Below are 25,050 nucleotides of genomic sequence, written 5' to 3' on the forward strand. Positions count from 1 at the left end.
GCGAAAGTTCCGCCAGCACACCGGGATAGCGCGATTGTTCCCGCATATCCTTTCGCCCGCCGAGGCGGCGCGCCATCGCGATCACGTCCGGCAGCTCCATGGTGCCTTCGATCTGCGAGTGGCTGGCGAGGATCTGCTCCACCAGGGTCGAACCGGAGCGCGGCAGGCCGACGATAAAAATCGGGTCCGACGCGATGCAACCGAGGTCGGCGCGCGCGGCAAAAAATTGGGGGGTAAACAGCTCGATGGCAGAATCTGTGCGCTCGGTATTTTCCTGCGCGGAATAGTGCAGGGTACCGCGGCGCAGGCGGTTGCCGTCGGCGTAGTGCCGGAACGATTCCGCGTAATCCCCCACGTCCTCACACGCCTTGCCCAGCGCAAACAGCAACTGCGCGCGCTGCTCCACGGACTTTGCCGGCTGCGCGAGGCAGTCGCGCATCGCCGCGGCATCGACCGTGTCGAATTTCACCGTCTTCAGGTTGGCGAGGCTCCACCACGCTTCTCCCAGCTCCGGGTCCAGCGCGGCGGCGCGGCGGTAGGCGGCAATCGCCTCGGCCTGGCGGCCGACGGTCTTGAGGGTGTGGCCGTAACTCAGTTGCACCTGTGGCTGCGCGTCGCTCTGCGCCAGCAGCTGTTCGTAGATGGCCAGCGCTTCGTCGTAGCGGGCCAGGCGTACCAGGGTGGCGCCCTTAAGGATCAGGTAATTGGGGTTGTCGGGCTCGGCGTTGAGCAGGCGCTCTAGTTCGTCGAGCGCCTGTGCGTGGCGGCCCAAGCGAATCAGCGCGAAGGCGTAGTTGTAGCGCGCCAGCAAAAATTCCGGCGCCAGTTCCAGGCAGCGCGACAACAGTTTTTCCGCATCGGCATAGCGCCCGAGTTTCAGGCCCAGCTCCGCCAGCAGGCGAATCGCGGTGACATCCGCGGGGCGGCGTTTCAGGTAGTCGCGGCTCAGCTGTTCCGCCAGCGCCAGCTGGCCCTGCTGCAGGGCCTGCAGCGCGCGGCGCAGTTGCGGGTCACGCGCGGTGAGCGCGGCGAACTGGCCCAGCGCCGCCTCGCCTTCGGCGGTTTTATCCAGCGCCAGCAGCGCATCGCCGAGGGATTTCCACGCCGGGGCAAAGTCGCCTCTCAGGGTAACCGCGCGGCGCAGGGCTTCGGCGGACTCCGCCAGCCGCCCCAGGGCGCGCAGGCACAGTCCCAGCTCGTACTGGGCCTCGGCAAAGCCGGGGTGCTCGCGCACCAGCGGTTCAAGTACCGCCAGTGCTTCCGGCACCCGCGCCAGCAGCCGCAGCGCCACTGCCTGCAGCTGGCGACCGTAGACCGACTGCGGATTGTCCGCCAGCAGCGCGCGCAGTTGTGCCAGCGCCGCCGCGGGCTCGCGCGCCAGCTCCTGCGCGATGCGCTGCAGGGCTGTGTCGGTGCTCTGGGCCGTGTCCGCGCTCTGGGCAGCGTCTGCGCTATCGGCACTCTGTGGTCGGGTAGCTGCTGAAGGCATAACCGGGTTTCGCTTGGCATTTTGATTATTGGTAGCTGCGTCCAAGACTACTTCCATCCACAAATGTTCACAATAAGAATGTTTGTGCGATTACCGCACAAACAACGTTAACCACCTCATTCGGTTTCCTGCCACTTGAAGACGTGGCCACCCTTCACCACCAGTGACACCTGTTCCAGGCGGCGGATATCCGCCAGCGGGTCCCCTTCTACCGCAACCAGGTCGCCGAGCAGTCCCGGCTTGAGCGCGCCTACCTGACCTTCCCAACCCATAAAGCGCGCCGCCACACTGGTGGCGGACTGGATCGCCGCCATCGGCGACTGCCCGCGGGCCACCGCATAGCTGAACTGGCGCGCGTTCCAGCCGTGGGGATAAACCGCGGAATCGGTGCCGTAAATCAGCGGCACGCCGGCGGTCACCGCCGCGCTGAACACCTGGCGCTGGGCCTCGGTGGTCTCTTCGCCCTTCTGCACAAATTCCTCCGGCCAGCCCTCCTTGCGCCCCACTTCGGCGATGTAATCGCCGTCGTAGATATCCATGGAGAAGGCCACACCGTGCGCGGCGGCCAACCGGATGGCCTCGTCATCCGCCAGCGACGCGTGCTCGATGGTGTCGGCGCCGGCGAGGATGGCGTCCTTGATGGATTCCGCGCCATGCGCATGCGCTGCAACTTTCAGACCAGCGGCGTGGGCCTCGCGCACCACCGCGGAGATCTCCTCACGGGTCATTTCCGGCGCACCGGGCACGCCGCCGTAAGCCAGTACCGCGCCGGAAGCGATCACCTTGATCACGTCCGCGCCGCCGGCAATGGCCGCACGGGCCTTCTCGGCAAACTGTTCGGGTCCGCGCGCCACACCTGCACGCAGCACCGCGGGAATCGTCTCCGGCGCCCGTCCCGGAACAATGGTGTCGCCGCCGCCGCCGGGGATCGTCAGGTAGAAAGCGGAGGTCTGGATGCGCGGACCGATTTCCTCACCGGCGTTGACGCGATCGCGGATGCCGTTGACCCCGAACGCCAGGTAGCTGCCCATATCGCGCACGCTGGTAAATCCGGCCAACAGCGTGGTGCGGGCATTGGCGCGACTTAGCGGCAATTGCTGTTCGGGAGTGAGGATGTCGAGCACGTCGGCGGAATCGATGCCGCTATCGGCCAGGTGGGTGTGGGTGTCGATCAGACCGGGCAGGCAGGTGTGGTTCGGCAGTGCCAGCAGCGGCAGGTCCGCGGGTGGCTTGTCCGTCGGGGCGACGGAGGCGATGTGGCCGTCGCGGATAATCACCAGCTGGTTTAGCAGCGGGGTGTCGCCAACCCCGTCGATCAGGCGGCCACAGCGAATCGCGATGCTGCCGGAGTCCGGTGTGTACGGGAGGCGGGTCAGGGCGATGTCGCCGCTGCTTTCCCCGCCGCTATCCGTGCCCACGCCGGCACCAATACCGGCACCGATGGCGGCGGTGCCGGCGCACAGCGCCAGCACCAGGGAGCGCCAATGTTGTTTCATGGCATTCCCCCTCAGTTGATCACGGTAACCCGTCCGGACTGCACCACGGTATCCACCTGTTCGAGCACCGCCACGTCCGCCAGCGGATTGCCTTTCACTGCGATCAGGTCGGCGCGCTTGCCCGCCTCCAGGCTGCCGATATCACTTTCCAGCCCCAGCAGCGCGGCGGCGTCCAGGGTCGCGGCGCGAATGGCTTCCGCCGGGCTCATGCCGTACTTCACCATCCAGCTCAGCTGGCGTGCATTCTGGCCGTGCGGATACACACCGGCGTCGGTGCCGTAGGCCAGTTTCACCCCGGCGCGGTGGGCGCGGCGGAAATTCTCGCGCTGCGCTTCCGCCACCAGTTTTTCCTTCTCCAGGGTCTCTTCCAGCAGGCCCGCCTTGCGGCCCTCCTCGCGGATGAACTCGTCGTTGTAGATGTCCATCACCAGCGCAACGCCGCTCTGCTTAGCCAGGCGAATGCCCTCGGCGTCGATCAGGCTGGCGTGCTCGATGGAGTCCACACCGGCGCGGATCGCGGTCTTGATCGCGTCGGCACCGTGGGCGTGGGCGAGGATCTTTTTGCCCATGCGATGGGCCTCATCAACCATCGCGCTCATTTCTTCAAAGGTCAGCTCCTGGGTGCCCGGGTGGTCGCCCTTGGTCATCACGCCGCCGGAAGCGCAGAACTTGATCACGTCCACCCCGTACTTGGCGTTCTCACGCACCTTCGCGCGCAGCGCCCAGGGGCCATCGGCCACACCGCCGTCGCGGTGCTTGAATTCCTGCGCCAGCAGGTTGGTGTCGCAGTGGCCGCCGGTCATGCCGAGGAAGTTACCCGCGGCCAGAATACGCGGGCCAGGTACTTCGCCCTTGTTGATGGCGTCGCGCAGGGCCACGTCCACATAGTTGTTTTCGCCGGCGCTGCGCACGGTGGTGAAGCCGGCCTTGAGGGTGGTGAGCGCGTTAGCGGTGGCGGTGATCGACTGCGATGGCACAGAAATGGTGACAAAACTGTAGGCGCCGCTGTAGGCATCCGCCCCCAGGTGCACGTGCGCATCGATCAGCCCCGGCAGCACGGTGCTGTCACTGAAATCGATCACCTTGGCGCCTTCCGGGACTGCCTCGCGGCCGACGGAGCGGATAACCCCGTCCTCGACACGAATCACCTGTTCGGCCAGCAGCTTGCCACTGCGCACATCGAGCAGCTGCCCGGCCTTGATCCACACCTCCTCGGCACTCGCCAGGGCGGGAAGCCCGAGCGGCATCGCGGCCATGGCCGCCAGCAGCAGCGGGCGCGCAAAACGGGTGACGCGGGACCGTGTTTGAGACGTTGCATGTGACATTGGAAGGCTCCTGATCGGATTTATTGTTGTGTTCTCACCGGGCGGACAGGGATGGCATCCGCACCCTCCCGGAATATTTTTTGTGGCGCGTAACTCTTCACTCGTCTTATTCAATAGGCAGCCGCGAGACTGCGGCCAATGGCCTCGGCGGTGCCCGTCAGCTCCGGCAGCAGTTCCGCCAGCGCGCGCTCGCGCACACCCTCGCCGTAGGGCATGCCGATATTCAGCGCGTAGGCGACACGGCCACTGCCGTCGCGCACCGGCACCGACAGCGAACACAGGCCCAGCTCCAGTTCCTGCTCGACGTAGCAGTAACCCTGGTTGCGCACAGTGGCGATGATCTCGCGCAGGCGCGCCGGTTCGGTGACGGTATACGGGGTGCGCGCTTCGATCGGCGCCTCCGCCAGCCACGCGTCCAGCTCGGCATCGGCGAGTCCCGACAGCAGCACGCGGCCCATGGAAGCGCAGTAGGCGGGCAGGCGCGCGCCGGCGCCAAGGCTGACGGTCATCACCTTGCGCACGGCAACGCGCTGGACGTAAACGATGTCGCAGCCGTCGAGCACCGACAGCGAGCAGGACTCGCCCACCCGGTCCGACAGCGCCTGCATCAGCGGCTGTGCCAGTTCGGTCACCGGCAGCGAGCCCAGGTAGGCAAAGCCCAGTTCGAGAATGCGCGGCGACAGTGAAAACAGTCGCCCGCGGCTGGTGACATACCCCAGGTACTGCAGCGTGAGCAGCAGGCGGCGCACCACCGCGCGCGACAAGCCTGTGCACTCTGCCAGCTCCGACAGGGTCATGGCCGGGCGCTCGGAATTGAACGCGCGGATCACCTCCAGCCCGCGGTGCAGCGACTGGACGTAGTCCGCGCTCTGGTTGAAATCATCTGGGCTGCTCATGCCACTCTCTCCTACGCTGGGGGGGGAATCCGTTGACAGTCGAATCGACTGCCCCCTAAACTCGTTCGCAATAAGAATAAATGTTCGTATTGCGAACGTCTACCGGAGGACAGCATGGATTCGGCGGACATCAAGTCCGAACGGGAAACGGTATTGCACAGCTGGTGCCGGCAGGCAGACTGGCATGCACCCACCATTGTCGGCGGCGAAGGCGCCCTGCTGATCGCAGAGGACGGTCGCCGCATCCTGGATATGAGCAGCCTCGCCGAGTGCAGCAATCTCGGCCACCAGCACCCGAAACTGGTGCGCGCGATTCGCGAACAGGCCGAACAGCTGTGCTTTGTCACCGCGGCCTGGGGCGCCGAGCCGCGCGCGGCACTGGCGCAGGCGCTGCTGGAAAAATCCGGCTTCGATGGCGGCCGTGTGTTCTTCACCCTCGGCGGCGCCGACGCCAACGAAAACGCGATCAAGTTCGCCCGCCAGGCCGCGCACAAACCCCGCGGCAAAGTCATCACTCGCGACCGCTCCTACCACGGCGCCAGCTACGCCGCCATGGCCCTGTCCGGCGACGCGCGCACCCGCGCCCAGGTCGATGCCGAGGCCTTTGGCGTCATTCACGCGCACCCGCCCTACGCCTACCACTGCCCGTTCAACAGCCAGACCGAGTCCGAGTGCGGCGAGCTTGCCGCGCTGGAAGTGGCGACACTGATCGACGACGCCGGCGCCGACAACGTGGCCGCGGTACTGATGGAACCGAACGCTGGCACCAACGGCATCGTCGCCCCCGACAACTACTGGCCGGCACTGCGCGCGCTGACCCGCGCGCGCGGTATTTACCTGATCGCCGACGAGGTAATGAGCGGTTTCGGTCGCTGTGGCGAGTGGTTTGCGTGGCAGCGCTACGGCGCCGATGCGCGCCCGGACCTGATGACCGTGGCCAAGGGCCTCACCGGCGCGCACCTGCCGCTGGGTGCGGTGGTGCTGTCGGCGGAAATCTCCGCGCGCCTCGAACACGAGATGCTCTACACCGGCCTCACCTACTGCGGGCACCCGCTGTCCTGCGCCGCCGGTGTCGCCGCCATTGCCGCCTATGAAGAGGAAAACCTGATTGCGCGCTCGCGCGCCCTCGGCACCGCGCTGTTTGCGGAGCTCAAGAAACTGCAACAGCGCCACCCGGTGATCGGCGACGTGCGCGGCGGCCACGGTTTGTTCGCGGTGGTGGAACTGGTGAGCGACCGCGCGCACCGCACGCCGCTGTCGCCGTGGCCGCAGGCGCACCCGGCACTGACGAACTTGCTGAAGCGCGCAATGGAGGCCGGGGTGTCCTTTGCCAGCCGCGGCAACCTGCTGATCCTGGCGCCGCCGCTGGTAATCAGCGAAGCGCAGCTGGTCGATGCGGTGGCACTGCTGGACGAATTACTGGCGGCCATGGCCGCGGAACTGGCGGCCTGACGTAACAGCCCCGAAATAACGATAAGAGAGGGAACACATGAGCTTCAAACTCACCTACGCGACCATGTTCAATCCGCCGGAGGAAATGCACCAGCGCTACGAGGCGGCACTGGCGGAACTGAGCGCGGAGCTCGGCGGTCGCTTCCATCTGTATATCGACGGCGAGGACCGCCCGGCGGAAGCCTACGACACCCGCGTCAGCCCCCTCGACCGCGAGCTGGTGCTCGGCGAATTTGCCGCGGCCGACGGCGCCGATGTGGACACCGCCATGGGTGCCGCGCAGGTGGCGTTCAAGGGCTGGCGGCGCACCCCCGCGGCCGAGCGCATCGCCATCATGCGCCGCATTGCCGACCTGCTCGACGAAGAGGTCTACCGGCTCGCCGCCGCGCTGACCCTGGAGACCGGCAAGAACCGTTTCGAGGCTTTGGGAGAAGCGCAGGAGACCGCCGACTTTTTCCGTGTGTACGCTGACAGTTTCGAGCAGCAGGGCTTCGACCACATGCTGCCCAACGACCCGCTGCCGGACTGGACCTCGACCAACCGCAGCGTGATGAAACCCTACGGCGCCTGGGTGGTGATCGTGCCGTTTAACTTCCCACTGGCGCTGGCCGGCGGCCCGGTGGCCGCGGCGCTGGTGACCGGCAACACCGTGGTGCTGAAAGGCGCCAGCCATACGCCGCTCGCCGGCCGCCTGCTGGCGGACTGCCTGCACCGCGCCGGCCTGCCGGCCGGGGTTTTCAACTACCTGAGTGGCCCCGGCAGCCGCATTGGTGACGCGCTGGTAGCGCACCCGTCCACCGCCGGCGTGACCTTTACCGGCTCCTATGAAGTGGGCATGCGGATTTCCCGCTTTATGGTGGCCGGGCGCTACCCGCGCCCGTGCATCGCCGAGATGGGCGGCAAGAATCCCTGCATCGTCACCCGCAATGCGGATCTGGAGCGCGCCGCCATCGGCATCGTGCGCTCGGCGTTCGGCATGGGCGGACAGAAGTGCTCGGCGCTGTCGCGACTGTACGTGCACTCGGCGGTGGCGGACGAACTGATCGCACGCATCAGGGCGCAGCTGGCACAGCTCAACATCGGCGACCCGCGCCAGCGCGAGAACTGGCTGGGACCGGTGACCACCGCCCAGGCCCACGCCAATTACGTGCGCTACGCGCAACAGCTGGCCGACAGTGCGGAAATACTCCACGGCGGCCGCCAGCTCGACGACCGCGGCGACGGCTATTACGTGGAACCGCTGCTGGCGGAGGCGAGCCTGGAACACCCGCTGTGGCGGGAAGAAATGTTCCTGCCGATCCTGCTGCTGGCGCGCGTCGACAATTTTGATCAGGCGCTGGAACTGGCCAATGACACCGATCTGGGCCTGACCGCCGGCATCTACGGCGACCAGCGCGAGGTAAATCAGTTCCTCGACGAAATCGAGGCCGGCGTGACCTATGTGAACCGCCCGCAGGGCGCCACCACCGGCGCCTGGCCCGGCTACCAGTGTTTCGGCGGCTGGAAGGGTTCCGGCACTACCGGCAAGGCCATCGGTTCCTTCTACTATCTCGCGCTGTACCAGCGCGAGCAGTCCCACACCATCGTCGAATGAGTGGAGCGAGACCATGGCAACGTTTGTCAGCCTCAGTAACGCCATCGCCGAACTGGTACGCGACGGCCAGCAGTTGGCGCTGGAGGGTTTCACCCACCTGATCCCGTTTGCCGCCGGCCACGAGATCATCCGCCAGGGCCGGCGCGACCTGCACCTGGTGCGGATGACCCCGGACCTGATTTACGACCAGCTGATCGGCATGGGTTGCGCCAGCAAGCTGACCTTCTCCTGGGGCGGCAACCCCGGTGTGGGTTCGCTGCACCGGTTGCGCGACGCGGTGGAAAACGCCTGGCCGCGCCCGCTGGCGCTGTGTGAATACAGCCACGCGGAACTGGCGGCAGCCTATACTGCCGGCGCCGCCGGTTTACCCAGCGGCCTGCTGCAGGGTTATCGCGACACCGATTTATACACGGCCAACCCGGACGCCACCCGCGCCATCGCCTGTCCGTTCAGTGGCGCCGCGCTCACCGCGGTGCCGGCGATTCGCCCGGATGTGACCATCCTGCACGCGCAGTGCGCAGATCGCGCCGGCAACGTGCTGCTGCGCGGCATCACCGGCGCCGCGCGCGAGGCCGCGCTGGCGGCGCGTGCGCTGCTGGTTACGGTGGAGGAACAGGTGGAGAGCCTGGATGCGGGGATGAACGCGATCGTGCTGCCGAGCTTCCTGATCGACGCCATTGCGGTGGTGCCGGGCGGCGCCTATCCGTCGTATGCGCAGGGCTACTACCCCCGCGACAACAGCTTCTACCAGGCCTGGGATGCGATTGCGCGCGAGCGCGAAACCTTTCTCAGCTGGATGAACCGCCACGTGCTCGACAGCCCCGACCACTCGGCGCTGCTACACAAGCTGGGGGTCGCCGCATGAGCCAGCCAGCTGCAGACATTCACTACACCCAGGACGAAATGATGACGGTGACCGCGGCGCGCCAGCTCCGCGACGGCGCCGTGTGTTTCGTCGGCATCGGCTTGCCGAGCGCCGCCTGCAACCTGGCGCGCGAGCTGCACGCCCCCAACCTGGTGCTGATCTACGAATCCGGCACCGTGGGCACCAAGCCGCGGGTGCTGCCGCTGTCGATCGGCGACGGCGAACTGGCGGAAACCGCCGAGGTGGTGATCCCGCTGCCGGAGATTTTCACCCACTACCTGCAGGCCGGGCGCGTGGACCTGGGCTTCCTCGGCGCGGCGCAGATCGACCGCTTCGGCAATCTGAACAGCACCGTCATCGGTGCCTACGACGATCCCAAGGTGCGCCTGCCCGGCGCCGGCGGCGCACCGGAGATCGCCACCCACGCCAGCAGCGTGCTGGTGATCATGCGCATGTCGCCGAAGAGTTTCGTCAGCGAGCTGGGCTTTCGCACCAGCAGCGGTTTTCTGGGCGGCCGCGGCGAACGCGCCGCCAGGGGCTATCCCGGGCGCGGCCCGCAGGCGGTGATCACCGATTTCGGTGTGCTGCGCCCGCATCCGGACAGCGACGAACTGGTGCTCACCGATATCTACCCCGGGGTGGATCCGGCGGCGGCGGTCGCCGCCTGCGGCTGGCCACTGCAGGTCGCCGAGCAGCTGCAATTGCTGGCGCCGCCCACGGCAACCGAACTCGCGCAGCTGCGCGCCCTCAACGAGCGCACCCGTATTGCGCACGCCACGCCGGTGAAAATTCATCTGGCACCCAATTCATCCAATGCAGTATAAGGATTCGGATATGAACAATAACAAACGCATTGTCACCCCCCTGCCCGGCCCCAAGGCGCAGGCGATGATCGAGCGCGACAGCAAAGTGGTGTCGCCCTCCTACCCGCGCGATTACCCGTTTGTGATGTCCCACGGCGAAGGCTGTGACGTGTGGGATGTGGACGGCAACCGCTTCCTCGACTTCGCCGCCGGCATTGCGGTGTGCTCCACCGGCCACCGCCACCCCGCAGTGGTCGAGGCGATCAAGGGCGCCGCCGACCAGTTCCTGCATATTTCCAGCGACTACTGGCACGAGCACCAGGTGCGCCTGGGCGAGCGCGTCAACGAGCTGTCGCACATGGGCGAGGTGCTGTCCTTCATGTGCCAGAGCGGCACCGAGGCGGTGGAAGGCGCGCTCAAGCTCGCGCGCTATGTCACCGGGCGCTCGCGCTTTATCGGTTTCCTCGGCGGCTTCCACGGCCGCACCATGGGTTCGCTGGCGTTTACCTCCAGCAAGTACACCCAGCAGAAGGGTTTCTTCCCCACCATGGCCGGGGTCACCCACATCCCCTTCCCCAACAATTACCGCCCGCTGCTGGCGGGCGACGACCAGGGCAAGGCGGTGCTGGATTATCTGGAACAGGTGCTGTTCCAGTCCAATGTCCCCGCCAACGAGGTGGCCGGCATCTTGGTAGAACCGATCCAGGGCGAGGGTGGCTACATCGTGCCACCGGACGGCTTCCTGCAGGGGCTGCGCGACCTGTGCGATCGCCACGGCATCATGCTGATTTTTGACGAGGTGCAGTCCGGCGTCGGCCGCACCGGCAAGATGTTTGCAGCGCAGCACTGGGACGTGGCCCCGGACATCATGTGCCTGGCCAAGGGCCTGGGCTCCGGCATGCCGATCGGCCTTGTGGTGTCGAAAAAGGAACATATGGCCAAGTGGCCGCGCGGTGCCCACGGCAACACCTATGGCGGCAACCCGCTGTGCTGTGCCGCCGCACTGGCGACGCTGGACCTGGTGGAACAGGAATACGCAGACAACGCCGCAAAAGTCGGTGCCTACTTTATCGAGCGCCTGCGCGAGCTGCAGGGCCGTGTCGACTGCATCGGTGAGGTGCGCGGCCGCGGCCTGATGATCGGCATGGAGCTGGTCACCGACCGCGACAGCAAGGAACCGGCCAAGGAACTGTGCGATCGCCTGATCACCCGCGCCTACCACAATGGCCTGCTGCTGCTTTCCTGCGGCCAGAGCACCCTGCGCTTTATGCCGCCGCTGTGCGTGACCCGCGCGCAGGTGGATGAAGCACTGGAAATGATCGAGACCAGCCTGGCGGAGGCACTGGTGGGCTAGGTTTCCAACCACATGACCGGGAAAACAATAATGACGACCCGCTCCCTGACCCTGCTGGCAGCACTGCTGCCGGCAGCCATTGCCACCGCGCAGTCCGGTACAGTGCAGTCCGACATCGCGCAACAGGCAAATGTACCGGCGCGCGCGCCGGTGCTCGCCCACGTGGACCATCCGCACAGTTACTACTGGCGCGAGATGTATATTCCGCAGCTCACCAGCGGCCCCGGCCAGGCGGCGTTTACGCCGGACGGCAAGGCGCTGCTGTACAGCATGGCCGGCAGCCTGTGGCGGCAAGCCCTGGACAGCGACGAGGCCTGGCAGCTCACCGCGGGGCCCGGTTACGACTACCAGCCGGAGGTTTCCCCCGACGGCCGCTACGCCATCTACACCCGCGCCGATGGCGACGCGCTGGAGCTTTGGCGCCTCGACCTCGACAGCCTCGAGAGCCGCCAGTTGACCCGCACCGGCGCCGCGAATTTGGAGCCGCGCTTCTCCCCGGACGGCAAGCGCCTGGTGTTCACCTCCAGCCGCGACGGCGGCCACTTCAACCTGTTTGTCGCCGAGCTGGGGGAGAGCGGGCTTGGCGACGTGCGCCCGCTGCTGGCGCCGCGCCAGAGCGATATCGACCGCTACTACTACGGTCCCACCGACCACGCGATCAACCCGAGCTGGAGCCCGGATGGCCAGCGCATCTATTACCTGGCCAACACCGAGGTGGCCTGGGGCAGCGGCGACTTGTGGTCGGTGGCGGTGGACAACCCCGCCGACCGCCAGAAAATCCTGGTGGAAGAGACCACCTGGGCCGCCAAACCGGAGATGGCGCCGGACGGCAAGCGCCTGCTGTACGCCAGCTACCAGGGCCGCCAGTGGCACCAGCTGTGGCTCACCACCCCCAGCGGCCAGTCGCCGCTGCCGCTGACCTTCGGCGAATTCGACCTGCGCCAGCAGCGCTGGTCGCCGGACGGCGAACAGATTGTCTACATCAGCAACGAAGCCGGCGGCACCGAACTGTGGCTACAGACGGTGATCGGCGGTGAGCGCAAACGCATCGCGGCGAAACAGCGCCACTACCTGCAACCGATGACCCAGCTGACCCTGCAACTCGCCGGGCCCGACGGCAAACCCATCGCCGGGCGGGTAATGGTGCAGGACGCCAGCGGACGCCACTACGGCGCCGAGGCAGATGCGCACAACAACGGCTGGCTACACGGGGACGACTATTTCCAGCCGGGCCAGCAATCCCACGAAAACCACTACTTCCACTGCCAGAAACGCTGTGAGCTGCAGGTGCCACAGGGCGAACTCACCATCACCGCGCTGCACGGTTTTGCCACCGCACCGGCACAGCAAACACTCACCGTCACCGCCGACACCCAGACCCTGAGCCTGCACCTCGGCGACCTGTCGCTGCCGCGCAAATTCGGCCCGCACCAGAGCGCCGACCTGCACCTGCACATGAATTACGGCGGCCACTACCGCCAGCAGCTCGCGGGCCTCGCCGACCAGATGAACGCCGAGGACCTGGACATCGGCTACAACCTGATCGTCAACAAGGAGCAGCGGATTCCGGATATCGCCGCTTTCTCCACCGCACCGTTCAACCATAACGGCCGCACCATTTTCCAGGGGCAGGAGTACCACACCAGTTACTGGGGCCACCTGGGCCTGCTGCACCTGGACGACCACTACCTGACCCCGGACTTTTCCAGCTACCGCCACACCGCGCTGGCCTCGCCCTACCCGCACAACGGCGCGGTGAGCGAGCTGGCGCACAAGCAGGGCGCGCTGGTGGGCTATGTGCACCCGTTCGACTGGTCCATCGACCCGGCGAAGGAAAAGAAACTGAGCCACAGCCTGCCGGCGGACGCGGCACTGGGACTCACGGACTACCTGGAAGTGGTGTCCTTCGCCGATCACAAGGCCACCGCCGAGGTCTGGTACCGGCTGCTGAACCTGGGCCTGCGAGTGCCCGCCGGCGCCGGCACCGACGCCATGACCAACTACGCCAGCCTGCGTGGCCCGGTGGGCCTGAACCGCATCTTCCTGCAGGGCGCGGCGCGGGATGCGGAATCCCTCAAGCGTGCGATCCGCGAGGGACAGAGTTTCGTCAGCAACGGGCCAATGCTCGGCCTGCGCGTGAACGGCCAGCTGCCCGGGCACAGCGTGCGGCTGCAGCAGCCCGGCAAAGTAAAAGTGGACGCGGCACTGCGCTCGCTGGTGCCGCTTGAGGACCTGGAGCTGGTGTTCAACGGCGCGGTGATCAAACGCCTGACGGCGGCACAGCGGGTGGACTGGGACGGCGAGATCGAGATCCCCGGTTCCGGCTGGCTGCTGCTGCGCGCCGCCGGCCAGCCGCATCCCTGGGTGCAGGACCTGTACCCCTATGCCACCACCAACCCGGTGTGGCTGGAAGTGGACGGCGCGCCGCAGCGCGCGCCGGCGGACGCGGCCTATTTCACCGCGTGGCTCGACCGCGTGATCGACGACGCGAGCCAGCGCGACGAATACCTGAACGACAACGAGCGCGAGCGCACACTCGCCTACCTGCAAAAGGCGCGGGCCTTCTATGCCGCCCGCGCCGAGTAACGCACATAAAGGAGCAACCATGAAGCGACTGGGAATCCTGTCGATCGCCCTGCTGGCGGCGGCACCACTGGTAGCACCACAGGCGGCGCAGTCGCTGCGGCCGTTCGAAATGGCGGACATGCACCGGCTGCAGGACCTGTCCGGGCCGAGCTTTTCCCCGGACGGCGAGCGCATCGCCTACACCGTCAGCGGCCACAACCTGGACAGCGACGCCAGCGTGTCCGACCTGTGGCGGGCGAACTGGTCCGGCGGCGCGCCGGTGCAGCTCACCAATACCCAGTTCGACAGTGAGTGGGCACCCGCCTACAGCCCGGACGGCAAATGGCTGGCGTTCCTCGGCGACGGTAGCGAGGACGGCAGCGCGCAGATTTTCGTGATGCCGGCCGCCGGCGGCGAGGCGCGCCAGGTGAGCCGCCTGCCCGCCGGCGTGAATGATTTTGTGTGGGCGCCGGACAGCCGCCGCTTTGCGCTGATCGCCGAAGATGCCCCGCCGCCGGTGCGCAAGGACAGCCGCGGCGAGGACAAGCCGGTACCGCCGCTGGTCATCGACCGCTTCCAGTTCATGGAAGACGGCCGCGACTACCTCACCAACCGCTACCAGCGCCTGTGGACCCTGAGCCTCGACGGCGAGCAGCTGACCCAGCTGACCCGCGCGCCGATGGATGTGTGGCTACCGTCCTGGTCGCCGGACGGTGCCAGCATCGCCTACGTCACCCGCACCGGCCCGGACCCGGATCGCCACCTCAATTACGACGTCTACACCGTGGCCCCCGAGGCCGGCACCGAACCCAAGCGCATCAGCAGCTTCGCCGGCACCGATGTGGACCCCTACTGGGAATCCCGCCCGGTGTGGTCGCCGGACGGCAAGCAGCTGGCGTGGCTGCAGAGCGGCGAAGACAAGTGGATCTACTACGCGCCCTGGCAGCTGGTGGTCGCCGATCTGGAAAAAGGCACCGAGCGCAAGCTGGCGCATATCGACCGCAGCTTTTATAAGCCGCGCTGGTCACCGGACGGCAAAGCCATCTACGCGCTGGTGGAGCAGAACCTGAACACCTGGCTGGCGCGCATCGATGTGGCCAGCGAGAAAATCGATTACCTGAGCCAGGGCCAGCGCTTCGGCTACGACTATGCGCTCGCACCAAATGGCCGCCTGGCGGAGCTGGTCTCCACCGACACCCGCCCGTTTTTTATCGAGAGCGTGGAAGCCAAACCGCGCACCCTCGCCGACCACAATTCGTTCCTGAACCAGGTACAACTCCAGGCGAGTGAGGAGCTGCGCTTCGACAGCGAGGGCCACAACATCGAGGCGCTGCTGGTGAAGCCGGTCGGTTACCAGCCCGGCAAGAAATACCCCACCATCGTGCGCGTGCACGGCGGCCCGGTGTACCAGTTCTCCCATGAATTCATGTACGACTGGCAGCTGTACGCGGCAGCCGGCTACGCGGTGCTGGCAGTGAACCCGCGCGGTTCCTCCGGCCGCGGTTTCGATTTCTCGCGCGCAATTTATGCCAGCTGGGGCGAGGCCGACGTCAAGGATGTGCTCGCCGGCGTCGATCATCTGGTGGACCTCGGCATCGCGGATAAAGAGCGCCTGGGACTCGGCGGCTGGAGTTACGGCGGCATCCTCACCAACTTCCTGATCGGCAGCGACACCCGTTTCAAGGCCGCCATCAGTGGCGCCGGCGTGGCCAATGTGCTCGGCAGCTACGGCCACGACCAGTACAGCCGCGAATACGAGCTGGAGCTGGGCACCCCGTGGGAGAACTTCGATAACTACGCGCGGGTCAGCTACCCCTTCCTGCACGCGGACCGCATCACCACCCCCACCCTGTACCAGTGCGCGGAGAAGGACCGCAATGTGCCCTGCCTCGGCGCCGAGCAGATGTACCAGGCGCTTCGCTCGCTGAAGGTGGACTCGCAGCTGGTGATCTACCCCGGGCAGAACCACGGCCTCAACGTCCCCAGTTACCTGGCGGACCGTATGCAGCGCAACCTGGACTGGTACGGCCAGTACCTGCTGAAAAAGCGCGGCTGAGCGCGCGAACATTTTGTTGAATCCATAACAGAGGCATTGCGATGAACAAGCCCGCAAACCAAATTCCGCTGTGGCTGGCACTGGTGCCGCTGCTGGTATTGATCGGCCTGCTGGGCCTGTCCGTCAACCTGTTCGGTGACGGGTCCTCGTCCGGTCCCAACCAGCTGGCGCTGTTCCTGGCCGCCGCCGCCGCCGCACTGATCGGCCTGGTGCGCGGGCAGAGCTGGGCGGAACTGGAAAAGGCGATGGTGCACGGCATCAGCCTGTCGATGAACGCGTGCCTGATCCTGCTGATGGTCGGCACCATGATCGGCGCCTGGATGGTGAGCGGCACCGCTCCGGCACTGATCTACTACGGCCTCGGCCTGCTGGACCCGCACTGGCTCTACCCGGTCGCCATGGTTGTGTGCGCGCTGGTGGCCGTGTCCATCGGCAGCTCCTGGACCACCGCCGGTACCGTCGGTATTGCCCTGCTGGGCGTGGCCCATGTGATGGGACTGTCGCTGCCGATCACCGCCGGCGCGGTGATCTCCGGGGCCTACTTCGGCGACAAGATGTCGCCGCTTTCCGACACCACCAACCTGGCACCGGCCATGGCCGGCACCGACCTGTTCACCCATATCCGCCACATGCTGTGGACCACGGTGCCCTCGTTCCTGATCGCGCTGGTGCTGTTCACCTGGCTGGCGCTCGGCACCGACGGTGACGGCAGTGCGGAGACCATCGCGCGCAGTCGCGAACTGCTGCAAAGCCAGTTCAATATCGGCTGGCCGACCTTCCTGCCACTGCTGGTGGTGCTCGGTCTGGCACTGCGCAAGGTGCCCGCCTACCCCGCGATACTCCTGGGTGCCCTCACCGGCGCGCTGGTGGCCATCGTCTACCAGCCAGAGGCGCTGAACCGCTTCGCCGGCGAAAGCACCGGACCGGGCTGGCGCGCAACCGCGCTCGCCATTTGGCAGGCCATGTCCAGCGGCTATGTGTCCGCGACCGGCGATGACGTGCTCGACAGCCTGCTGTCCCGCGGTGGCATGACCAGCATGGTCAACACCGTTTGGCTCATTCTCGCCGCCATGAGTTTCGGCGCGGTGATGGAACACACCGGGCTGCTGCAGCGACTGGTGCAGGTGCTGCTGAAACAGGTGCGCGGCACCGGCTCGCTGATCGCCACCACCGTGGCCACCGCCCTCGGCATGAACATCGTCGGCTCCGACCAGTACATGGCCATCGTGCTGCCCGGGCGCATGTTCCGCGCCGAGTTCAAGCGCCGCGGCCTGGCGCCGCAGAACCTGTCCCGCACCCTCGAGGACGCCGGCACCATGACCTCCGCGCTGGTGCCGTGGAATACCTGCGGCGCATTTATGGCCGCCACCCTGGGCGTACCCACCCTGGCTTACGCGCCCTACGCCTTCCTGAACCTGATCAACCCGCTGATGGCGATGGCCTACGGCTTCGCGAATTTCAAGATAGTGCGCATCGGCGATGAAGACATGGAAGACGTGCGCGAGCCGGCGCTGGTAATGGAAGTAACAAATGCCCGGTGAGTTTCTCGTGAAAAGTTTATCCGGGCTCGGGCATAAGTGCTCCCGGTAGGGCCTCGCGGCCCGGCATTGAGTTCCGTCAGAGGCAGTAAAAAATAAAAAACCTTACGAGGAAAATCCGATGTCCAAAGGTCCAGTGAAGTGGTTCAGAAATCCTGTCAGCGTTGCGGTGCAGATCGGCATAGCAGCGTCCGTGCAGGTGGCCGTGGCGCAAGACACTCATTCAGCGTCATCGTCCATAGAGGAGGTGATAGTAACGGCGCGCAAAAGGGAGGAGTCGCTGGTTGAGGTGCCGATGAATATCGCCGCGGTAGGCGAACAGGAAATCCTCGCGCGCAATCTGTTCAAGAAAGAGGATATCTATCGCACGGTTGCCGGTGCGGCCAATCCGCGCGGCGAACTGATTCTGCGCGGCCTGTCCGGGAGCAACGAGGCCGCGCCCGGCACCACCAGTGCCTGGACCGATGACATTCCGTTTGATTCCAGCGATCTGTTCGATGTGCAGCGCGTCGAAGTGCTGCGCGGTCCCCAGGGCACCCTCTATGGCTCCAACGCCATTGGCGGTACTGTGCGCGTGGTCACCAACAAACCGGAGCTGGGTGCCTTCTCCGTATTCGGTGCCACAGCAGTCGAGCAGGAGGACAACCGCCCGGGCGTCGGTAAGCGCCTTTATGCCGGCGTCAACATACCGATTTCCGATACAGTAGCCGCGCGGGTGATCGGCAGCTTCGGCGACAAGGAGGGCAAGATCCTCAACACCAACACTGGTGATAACGGCGAGGAAACGGATCGCTTCCTGCGTGCACAGTTGATGTTCCAGCCGTCGGAGGACTGGAACATCAACCTGACCTATATCAACGACAAGGAAAAAACCTCCGGCTACGATTACGCCGACCGCTCGCAGCCCGGTTACTACTACGAGGCGATCCTGACCGAGAACCCCGACGCCATCTACGGCTACGACGTGGCACTCAGCTTCCCCGAATGTCCCAATGAAGCCGACGAGCGGCCGGCCTGCCGCACGGGCAAGCCGGTTTCCGGGCACGATCCAAAATTCACGGTGTGGGAATCCCTCGATCCCTGGGAGGAGGAGGAGTATCAGGTCTTCTCCCTGCGCGTGGAAAAGGACAATCTGCTGCCGTTCGCGGATTTCGTATACGCGGGCTCGCTGCAGGAGTACGCCTTCGCGTCGCTCGACAACTGGTCGCGCAACGACGCCAACGATCTGTTCCGCACCTGGATCATCAACGACGACGGCTACGATCGCACTTCCCACGAGATGCGCCTGCTGTCGAATACCGACAGCCAGCTGCAGTGGACGCTCGGCGCCTTCTACGACGAAAAAGAATGGAAGAGCACGCCCAACGGCCAGTGGCAGTATCACGCCAGCGACGACCGCAGCCGCGCCATCGCAGAGTACCTGTGGGGCTATTACTGGGGCCTCGGCGACCCGACCCAGATTGGTCTCGATCTCTACGGCGACGGCACCAAGAACTACAACTACAACCAGATCCGCTACAACACCAGGGAAACCGCCTTCTTCGGCGAGCTGAGCTACACCTTCGATCTCGGAGGCAAGGATCTGGAACTGACCGCAGGCATCCGCAACTACAGCCTGGATGACGACATCCACACCGAAGTGTCCGGTATCTGGATCGGCGAGGAAGCCCAGGAGACCATCACCAAGGACGGCGAGAGCGGCAACCGCTTCAAGTTCTCGGCGTCTTACATGCCGACGGATTCCATGTCCATCTACGCGCTCTACGCTGAGGGCTACCGCCCCGGCGGCAACAACGGGCCCAATTCCCCGAACGACTGCGCGGCAGATCCGAACATCGACGGCTACGTGGACCGCTACGAATCCGACCAGATAGACAACTACGAAATCGGCATCAAGGGGCTGGCGTTCGACCGGCGCTTCCAGTTCTCGTCCGCCATCTACCACATCGACTGGACCGGCGTGCAGGCGAGTGTGTATATGCCCACCTGCGGTTTCAGCTACACCGCGAACGCGGCTTCCGCGGAGTCCGAGGGCCTGGAATTCGAGAGCACCACGCAGCTCACGGACCGGCTGCAACTGCTGGTCAATGCCGCCTACACGGATGCGCGCATGACCTCGGACGTCCCCACTCTGGGCGCGGAATCCGGGGACAGCATGACCATGGTGCCGAAGTACAACTACTACATTGCGCTGGACCAGCAGCTGAACCTGTGGGACAGGGAGGCCTCGGTGCGCCTAGATTACGCCGGCTACGGCGAATACAAGTCGCACTTCAATACCCAGGACGAGGATATCTCTCCGGCCTACAAAGTGCTGAATCTCTCCGGCAGCCTGGACTTCAGCGAGAAGGTGCGGCTGGGTTTCTATATCAACAATCTGCTGAACCAGGAAATTATCACGTACAAACGCAGCCGCTACCGGGGCGATTCGCCGCTGAGCGACCTGTACCACTACTACGGCGCGGAGCGGACCTACTCTCTGCGCATGGATGTGGATTTCTGGTAAAAGCCCCGGGGATTTCCCTGCGGTAATACGGCGGGTCTCTGTGCCCGCCTTTTTTGGTGCCTTCCTATGAGTAACCAGCAGCAGCAATTTTATCGCCGCGCCTCGCAGCAGATTCGCGCGGGACAGGCGCGCGAGGCCGCTATTGACCTGCGCGAGTGGCTGCAATCGCACCCGGCCGATGAAATTGCCACAAGTCTGCTCGGCTCGGCGCTGATGCGCAGTGGCGACAGCGAGGCCGCGATCCGCGTTTTCGAACAGGGCACCCTGGACCATCCACAGTCCTGCGCGGCCTTTGGCGATCTCGGCTTTGCGCAATTCGGCCTCGGCCACACAGCGGCGGCCATGCGCGCCTTTGAGCGCGCGGTGCAGATAAGCGCGAACTTTTATCCGGGCTGGTGCCATCTGAGCGCGCTTTATTTTCACACGCAGGCCATGCATAAGGCGCGCTCCGCCTTCGCCGCCGCCGAGCGCTGCGATCCACACCGCGCCCGGTTCGCACAGATCGAAGCCGCGATGCAGCAACAGCGTTTCGCGGAGGCTGAGCGGCTGTGCAAGAGCCTGCTCGAGCAGCAGCCGGGCTACCCGCGCGCCGCCTATACGCTTGCGCAACTGGCTTCCCAGGTAGGAGCCTTCGAGGAGGCGAGCCGCATTCTCACGCTGGCGCTCGATCGCTACCCGGTGGATATCAGCCTGCGTGCGGCGCTCGTAGTGAGTTATGAAGAATCGGGCCGCTATCCTGAGGCGGTGGCGGCGGCGCGCACCATTGTTGCAATCAATGCCGATACTGCGGCGCCCTGGCTGATACTTGGCCGCGTGCTCGGCCACTGCGGCAACTACGACGAATGCCTCAGCGCCTACGAGCGCGCGCTGGCGCTGGCGAAAACCGCCCTCGAAAAAGGCAATGTGCAGTTATTGCTCGGCCATATCCTCAAAATACTCGGCCGCCACGCCGAAGCCATCGCCGCCTACCGAGCCAGCATTCAGGCTGTGCCCCACAACGGCGCCGGCTGGTGGGGCCTGGCAGATATGAAAACCTACCGCTTCGGCGACGACGAAATTGCCACTCTGCGCCAACTGGTGCAGAGCCAGAGCGCGCGCCCGGAGCAGCGCTCACAAGCGGCATTTGCGCTCGGCAAGGCGCAGGAGGGCAGGGGTAATTACTCTCAGGCATTTCGCTGGTACAGCGAGGGCAATCTGCTGCGCGGCAACGCCCACTTCGACGGCAAAAAACATTTCGCGGGCATTGTACAAATTGCGGAAGCTTTTGATAAAAAACTGCTCGCGCAAAGTGAAACGGCCGAGCCGCAGCACCAGGGCCCAACGCCTATTTTTATCGTCGGTCTGCCGAGATCCGGATCTACCTTGATAGAGCAGATTCTCGCCAGTCATTCGCAAATCGAAGGCACCATGGAGTTGGCTGCGCTGCCCAATCTGCTGCGGCGTATCACCATCGATGGCGGGCGGAAAGGCGCGTCCTATCCGCATTCCATGTCTCTGTTCAGCAAGTCCGAACTGGCCGCCTACGGCCAGGCCTACCTGGACGACACCAGCATCTACCGCAGCGGGCGACGTTTTTTTATTGACAAGTTGCCGACCAATTTCGACAAGGTAGGTCTGATTCATCAGATACTGCCGCAGGCCATCGTCATCGACGCGCGGCGCCACCCCCTCGACTGTGGATTCAGTTGTTTCAAACAGCATTTCGCCGCGGGACATATTTTCAGTTATTCGTTGCAGGGTATCGCCGACTATTACAAAGCCTATTTGTACCTGATGGATCACTGGGACAGGGTCTTGCCGGGCAAGGTGTTGTGCCTGCAGTACGAACAGCTGGTGAGCGACACTGAGACCATGGTGAAAAAACTACTGGCGCATTGCGGCCTGACTTTTGAAGAGCGCTGCCTGCGGTTTTTTGAAAACCGGCGCTCGGTGCGCACCGCCAGTAGCGAACAAGTGCGCCAGCCGATCTATACCTCGGCGCTCGCGCATTGGAAAAATTTTGAAACCCAACTGGCACCACTGGCCGAGGCGCTGGGTGCGGAGACGTTGTCCCGCTTTCAGAACCATGGCGTTCAACCCGGCTGACAAAAAAATAAATCAAAAAAGGGCAAACGCCGATGCGTCATACACTAATCAATCCCACTTTATTGGGCCTGAGCCTGATCCTGACGGTCACCTGCCACGCGGCCGAGCGCGCGGATCTGGCGATCCTGAACGCCAATGTGCTGACCATGGATGCTTCCAGACCTCTGGCTGAGGCGGTGGTCCTGCGGGGCGGGCGCATCGTCTACGTAGGTGATACCAAAGGCGCCCAAGCCTGGGCCGCGGACAAGCTGGTGGATGCCGCAGGCGCTACGGTGATGCCCGGCCTGATCGACACCCATATACATCCGGTCATCGGTGCGGTGCAAATGGACGATTGCAGCCTCGACGATCGCAGGCTGACGCTGGAGCAAATTGCCGAGGTGGTATCCGGGTGCATGGGCGGCACAGCGGATCTGCCGCAGGGGCAGATACTGTCGGTGATCAACCTGAATCCGGCCAATTTCACCGCGAGTAAATCCGATCTGGACAAAATCACCGCGCTGCCACTGGCACTCTTCGCCACCGACGAACACACCGCCTGGGCGAATAGTGCCGCGCTCGCGCTGGCGGGCATCGGAAAAAATACCGCTGCCCCGGCCAATGGCCAGCTGGTGCGCAACAGTGCCGGCGAGCCCACGGGCCAGCTGATCGATAACGCAACGCAATTGCTGAAACCCTATCTGCCGCGAGATGATTTCCAAACCAGTGTCGAGATGACGGCGCGAGCACTGCAGCTTATGCACGCAGCGGGACTTACCTCGCTGATGGAAGCGTCCGCGACCGAGGAAGAGCTAAAAATCTATCGCGAACTGGCGGACACAGGCCGCTTGACCATGCACACTTCCGTTGCGCTCCGTACAGAGACCAGTAACAGCGAAGAAAATCTGCGGCAGCTGCTCGCGCTGCGCGAGCGATACTCGGGAGCTTCCAATCTGAGAATCGATACCGCAAAGATATTTGTCGACGGCGTGCTCGAATCTCCCACTCAGAGCGCGGCACTGCTACAGCCCTACCTGGATGCAAAGGGTAAACCCACTGCGCATACCGGCAACCTCTACGCCGGTGGCCGGGAATTGAACGGCCTGGTAATGGCACTCGCCCGCGAAAATTTTAACGTGCATCTGCACGCAATCGGCGATCGCGCGGTGCGCGCCGGCCTGGACGCCTTCGCGACGGCGCGCAAGCAGCAGTCCGCGGCCAGATTCAGCATCTCTCACCTGGAACTGATACACCCCGACGATCTGCCCAGGTTTGCCGCCCTGGATGTATACGCGTCGTTCCAATTGGCCTGGGGACAACCGGACCACTATTCAGTGGAGGCCGTTCAGCCCTACCTGGGCGACGTGCGCAGCCGCTGGATCTACCCGGCGAAAAGCCTGCTTGACGCCGGCGCCAGTATCGCCGGAGGTTCCGACTGGAATGTGAGCAGCTTCAATCCATTCGAGGCCATGGCGGTGGCCATCTGCCGCTGTAATTTCGAAGAACCCGAGCGCGGCCTGTTGTTGCCGGAGCAGGCCCTTGGCACTCAGGACATGCTGCGGGCCTACACCATCAACGCTGCCGCCATGCTCGGTCTGGAGGGCGAAACCGGTTCCCTGACCCCTGGTAAGCGCGCCGATCTGATACTGCTGGACCGGGATGTCAGCCGCGCAGATGCCGCAAGCCTGCGCGATACCAAAGTCCTGGCGACGCTCGCCGCCGGGCGCCTGGTGCACGGCCGGATGTGAACAGCGGTACCCGCGAAGTGGCCGGTTTTGGCGGCGGCCCAGGAAATAAACGGGACACAAACAAATGGGGCTGGAATTAAAAAATGCTTAACAAAATACTGACTGCAGGACTGCTGATGCTTGCCACTACCTGTAACGCCGAGCGCGCCCGCGACCTGGGCATTCCGTTCGACGGTACCCCCGGTCCGCTGAATGCCATTACCGACGTTCCCGGCATCACCGTCGGCCACACCACCCTGATCACCGATACCGAAGAGGGCCACGCGGTGCGCACCGGTGTCACCGCCATCCTGCCCCGCGGCAACGACAGCCTGATGGACCCGGTAATGGCGGCGATCTTCTCCCTGAACGGCAACGGTGAAATGACCGGCAGCCACTGGGTCGAGGAGTCCGGCGTCCTGGAAGGCCCGGTGATGATCACCAACACCCACAGCGTGGGCACGGTGCGCGACGCCACCATCGCCTGGCGGGTCAAGGCCGCGCCGCCGGATGCCAGCGGTTACACCTGGTCGCTGCCATTGGTAGCGGAGACCTGGGACGGCCACCTGAACGATATCAACGGCTTTCACGTGAAGGCGGAAGACGCGGTGGCGGCGCTGGAAGGCGCCAGGGGTGGCCCGGTGGCCGAGGGCAATGTGGGTGGCGGCACCGGCATGATCTGCCACGAGTACAAGTGCGGCATCGGCACCGCCTCGCGGCTGGTCAGTGCCGAAAAGGAAAACTACCGGGTCGGCGTGCTGGTGCAGGCCAACTACGGCCTGCGCGACACCTTGCGTATCGCCGGAGTCCCGGTGGGCCAATACCTGCGCAATGACCGCATCTATTCCGAGGAAAACCCAGAGGCGGGTGACACCGGCTCCATCATCATCGTCGTCGCCACCGACGCACCGCTGCTGCCGCACCAGCTGAAGCGACTGGCGAAGCGCGCCGCCATGGGCCTGGCCCGGGTCGGCTCCTATGCCGGCAATGGCTCCGGAGACATCTTTATCGCCTTCTCCACCGGTAACCCCGCCAGCCAGACCGGCCTGCAGCAGGTACGCATGCTCGGCAACGAGCACCTGGACCCGCTGTTCCGCGGCACCGTAGAGGCTACCGAGGAAGCTATCGTCAACGCCCTGGTCGCCGCACGCGACATGCGTGGCGAGGGCGGCAACTACGCCAAGGCCATCGACCGTGAAGCACTGGTCAAGCTTGTGGATAAGTATCGGCCCTAGCCCTGGGCGGCCGGCGCCAGAGTGGCCGGGCACACCTTGTTGCCCAAGCCACTTTCCCGCGCCTACCCCCTTCTGTATACTTCGC

Annotated in this window: 16 protein-coding genes; 12 read left to right on the forward strand and 4 right to left on the reverse strand. The window is 64.9% G+C overall.

Annotation, left to right across the window (positions count from 1 at the left end; genetic code table 11):
- The 4 genes from VIL80_RS01870 to VIL80_RS01885 form a co-directional block, all read right to left on the reverse strand.
- Positions 1–1,489 (reverse strand): tetratricopeptide repeat-containing sulfotransferase family protein (locus VIL80_RS01870; protein WP_332034463.1); only part of this gene is annotated, 1,489 nt, incomplete at its 3' end.
- Positions 1,490–1,605: 116 nt separating this feature from the next.
- Positions 1,606–2,985, reverse strand: a complete 1,380-nt coding sequence (locus VIL80_RS01875; protein ID WP_332034464.1) for a metal-dependent hydrolase family protein — start codon at positions 2,983–2,985, stop codon at positions 1,606–1,608.
- Positions 2,986–2,996: 11 nt separating this feature from the next.
- Complete coding sequence (locus VIL80_RS01880; RefSeq protein ID WP_332034465.1) at positions 2,997–4,310, reverse strand: Xaa-Pro dipeptidase; 1,314 nt, start codon at positions 4,308–4,310, stop codon at positions 2,997–2,999.
- A gap of 110 nt (positions 4,311–4,420) precedes the next feature.
- Positions 4,421–5,206, reverse strand: a complete 786-nt coding sequence (locus VIL80_RS01885) for an IclR family transcriptional regulator domain-containing protein (RefSeq protein ID WP_332034466.1) — start codon at positions 5,204–5,206, stop codon at positions 4,421–4,423.
- Positions 5,207–5,320: 114 nt separating this feature from the next.
- Here VIL80_RS01885 and VIL80_RS01890 point away from each other — a divergent pair, with 114 nt between their 5' ends.
- From VIL80_RS01890 to VIL80_RS01945, 12 genes are all read left to right on the forward strand, one after another.
- Entirely contained in the window at positions 5,321–6,658 is a 1,338-nt protein-coding gene (locus VIL80_RS01890) for an aminotransferase family protein (protein WP_332034467.1), read from the forward strand.
- Positions 6,659–6,695: 37 nt separating this feature from the next.
- Positions 6,696–8,252, forward strand: coding sequence for an aldehyde dehydrogenase family protein (locus tag VIL80_RS01895; protein ID WP_332034468.1), 1,557 nt, complete (start codon positions 6,696–6,698; stop codon positions 8,250–8,252).
- A 13-nt stretch (positions 8,253–8,265) separates the two neighbouring features.
- Positions 8,266–9,117, forward strand: a complete 852-nt coding sequence (locus tag VIL80_RS01900; protein ID WP_332034469.1) for a CoA transferase subunit A — start codon at positions 8,266–8,268, stop codon at positions 9,115–9,117.
- Positions 9,114–9,941 carry a CoA-transferase subunit beta gene (locus VIL80_RS01905; protein ID WP_414684511.1) on the forward strand — a complete coding sequence of 276 codons (828 nt, stop codon included), beginning with the start codon at positions 9,114–9,116 and terminating at the stop codon, positions 9,939–9,941. Before VIL80_RS01900 ends, VIL80_RS01905 begins: the two co-directional genes overlap by 4 nt.
- Before the next feature lie 10 nt (positions 9,942–9,951).
- Positions 9,952–11,274 (forward strand): acetyl ornithine aminotransferase family protein, encoded by a 1,323-nt coding sequence (locus tag VIL80_RS01910; protein WP_332034470.1) that lies wholly within the window; start codon positions 9,952–9,954, stop codon positions 11,272–11,274.
- 30 nt (positions 11,275–11,304) lie between these two features.
- On the forward strand, positions 11,305–13,860 hold the full coding sequence (locus VIL80_RS01915) for a CehA/McbA family metallohydrolase (protein WP_332034471.1): 2,556 nt from the start codon (positions 11,305–11,307) through the stop codon (positions 13,858–13,860).
- Positions 13,861–13,879: 19 nt separating this feature from the next.
- A complete protein-coding gene (locus VIL80_RS01920; protein WP_332034472.1) occupies positions 13,880–15,895 on the forward strand; it encodes a S9 family peptidase in 2,016 nt (671 codons plus the stop codon).
- Between the two features lie 41 nt (positions 15,896–15,936).
- Complete coding sequence (nhaC, locus tag VIL80_RS01925) at positions 15,937–17,436, forward strand: Na+/H+ antiporter NhaC (protein ID WP_332034473.1); 1,500 nt, start codon at positions 15,937–15,939, stop codon at positions 17,434–17,436.
- Between the two features lie 118 nt (positions 17,437–17,554).
- Positions 17,555–19,939: a TonB-dependent receptor gene (locus VIL80_RS01930; RefSeq protein WP_332034474.1), complete on the forward strand. Its 2,385-nt coding sequence runs from the start codon at positions 17,555–17,557 to the stop codon at positions 19,937–19,939.
- 66 nt (positions 19,940–20,005) lie between these two features.
- Positions 20,006–22,024 (forward strand): tetratricopeptide repeat-containing sulfotransferase family protein, encoded by a 2,019-nt coding sequence (locus VIL80_RS01935; protein WP_332034475.1) that lies wholly within the window; start codon positions 20,006–20,008, stop codon positions 22,022–22,024.
- A gap of 32 nt (positions 22,025–22,056) precedes the next feature.
- Entirely contained in the window at positions 22,057–23,751 is a 1,695-nt protein-coding gene (locus VIL80_RS01940; protein ID WP_332034476.1) for an amidohydrolase, read from the forward strand.
- 83 nt (positions 23,752–23,834) lie between these two features.
- Positions 23,835–24,965: a DmpA family aminopeptidase gene (locus tag VIL80_RS01945; RefSeq protein WP_332034477.1), complete on the forward strand. Its 1,131-nt coding sequence runs from the start codon at positions 23,835–23,837 to the stop codon at positions 24,963–24,965.
- The last annotated feature ends 85 nt before the right edge of the window (positions 24,966–25,050 follow it).

The sequence above is a fragment of the Microbulbifer sp. genome, from assembly GCF_036563125.1.
Taxonomy (GTDB): Bacteria; Pseudomonadota; Gammaproteobacteria; order Pseudomonadales; family Cellvibrionaceae; genus Microbulbifer.

What these genes read in the sequence shown, in the direction of transcription:
- VIL80_RS01875 (WP_332034464.1), bottom strand. Translation starts at nt 2,985, where the DNA reads ATGAAACAACATTGGCGCTCCCTGGTGCTGGCGCTGTGCGCCGGCACC.
- VIL80_RS01880 (WP_332034465.1), bottom strand. Translation starts at nt 4,310, where the DNA reads ATGTCACATGCAACGTCTCAAACACGGTCCCGCGTCACCCGTTTTGCG.
- VIL80_RS01885 (WP_332034466.1), bottom strand. Translation starts at nt 5,206, where the DNA reads ATGAGCAGCCCAGATGATTTCAACCAGAGCGCGGACTACGTCCAGTCG.
- VIL80_RS01890 (WP_332034467.1), top strand. Translation starts at nt 5,321, where the DNA reads ATGGATTCGGCGGACATCAAGTCCGAACGGGAAACGGTATTGCACAGC.
- VIL80_RS01895 (WP_332034468.1), top strand. Translation starts at nt 6,696, where the DNA reads ATGAGCTTCAAACTCACCTACGCGACCATGTTCAATCCGCCGGAGGAA.
- VIL80_RS01900 (WP_332034469.1), top strand. Translation starts at nt 8,266, where the DNA reads ATGGCAACGTTTGTCAGCCTCAGTAACGCCATCGCCGAACTGGTACGC.
- VIL80_RS01905 (WP_414684511.1), top strand. Translation starts at nt 9,114, where the DNA reads ATGAGCCAGCCAGCTGCAGACATTCACTACACCCAGGACGAAATGATG.
- VIL80_RS01910 (WP_332034470.1), top strand. Translation starts at nt 9,952, where the DNA reads ATGAACAATAACAAACGCATTGTCACCCCCCTGCCCGGCCCCAAGGCG.
- VIL80_RS01915 (WP_332034471.1), top strand. Translation starts at nt 11,305, where the DNA reads ATGACGACCCGCTCCCTGACCCTGCTGGCAGCACTGCTGCCGGCAGCC.
- VIL80_RS01920 (WP_332034472.1), top strand. Translation starts at nt 13,880, where the DNA reads ATGAAGCGACTGGGAATCCTGTCGATCGCCCTGCTGGCGGCGGCACCA.
- nhaC (WP_332034473.1), top strand. Translation starts at nt 15,937, where the DNA reads ATGAACAAGCCCGCAAACCAAATTCCGCTGTGGCTGGCACTGGTGCCG.
- VIL80_RS01930 (WP_332034474.1), top strand. Translation starts at nt 17,555, where the DNA reads ATGTCCAAAGGTCCAGTGAAGTGGTTCAGAAATCCTGTCAGCGTTGCG.
- VIL80_RS01935 (WP_332034475.1), top strand. Translation starts at nt 20,006, where the DNA reads ATGAGTAACCAGCAGCAGCAATTTTATCGCCGCGCCTCGCAGCAGATT.
- VIL80_RS01940 (WP_332034476.1), top strand. Translation starts at nt 22,057, where the DNA reads ATGCGTCATACACTAATCAATCCCACTTTATTGGGCCTGAGCCTGATC.
- VIL80_RS01945 (WP_332034477.1), top strand. Translation starts at nt 23,835, where the DNA reads ATGCTTAACAAAATACTGACTGCAGGACTGCTGATGCTTGCCACTACC.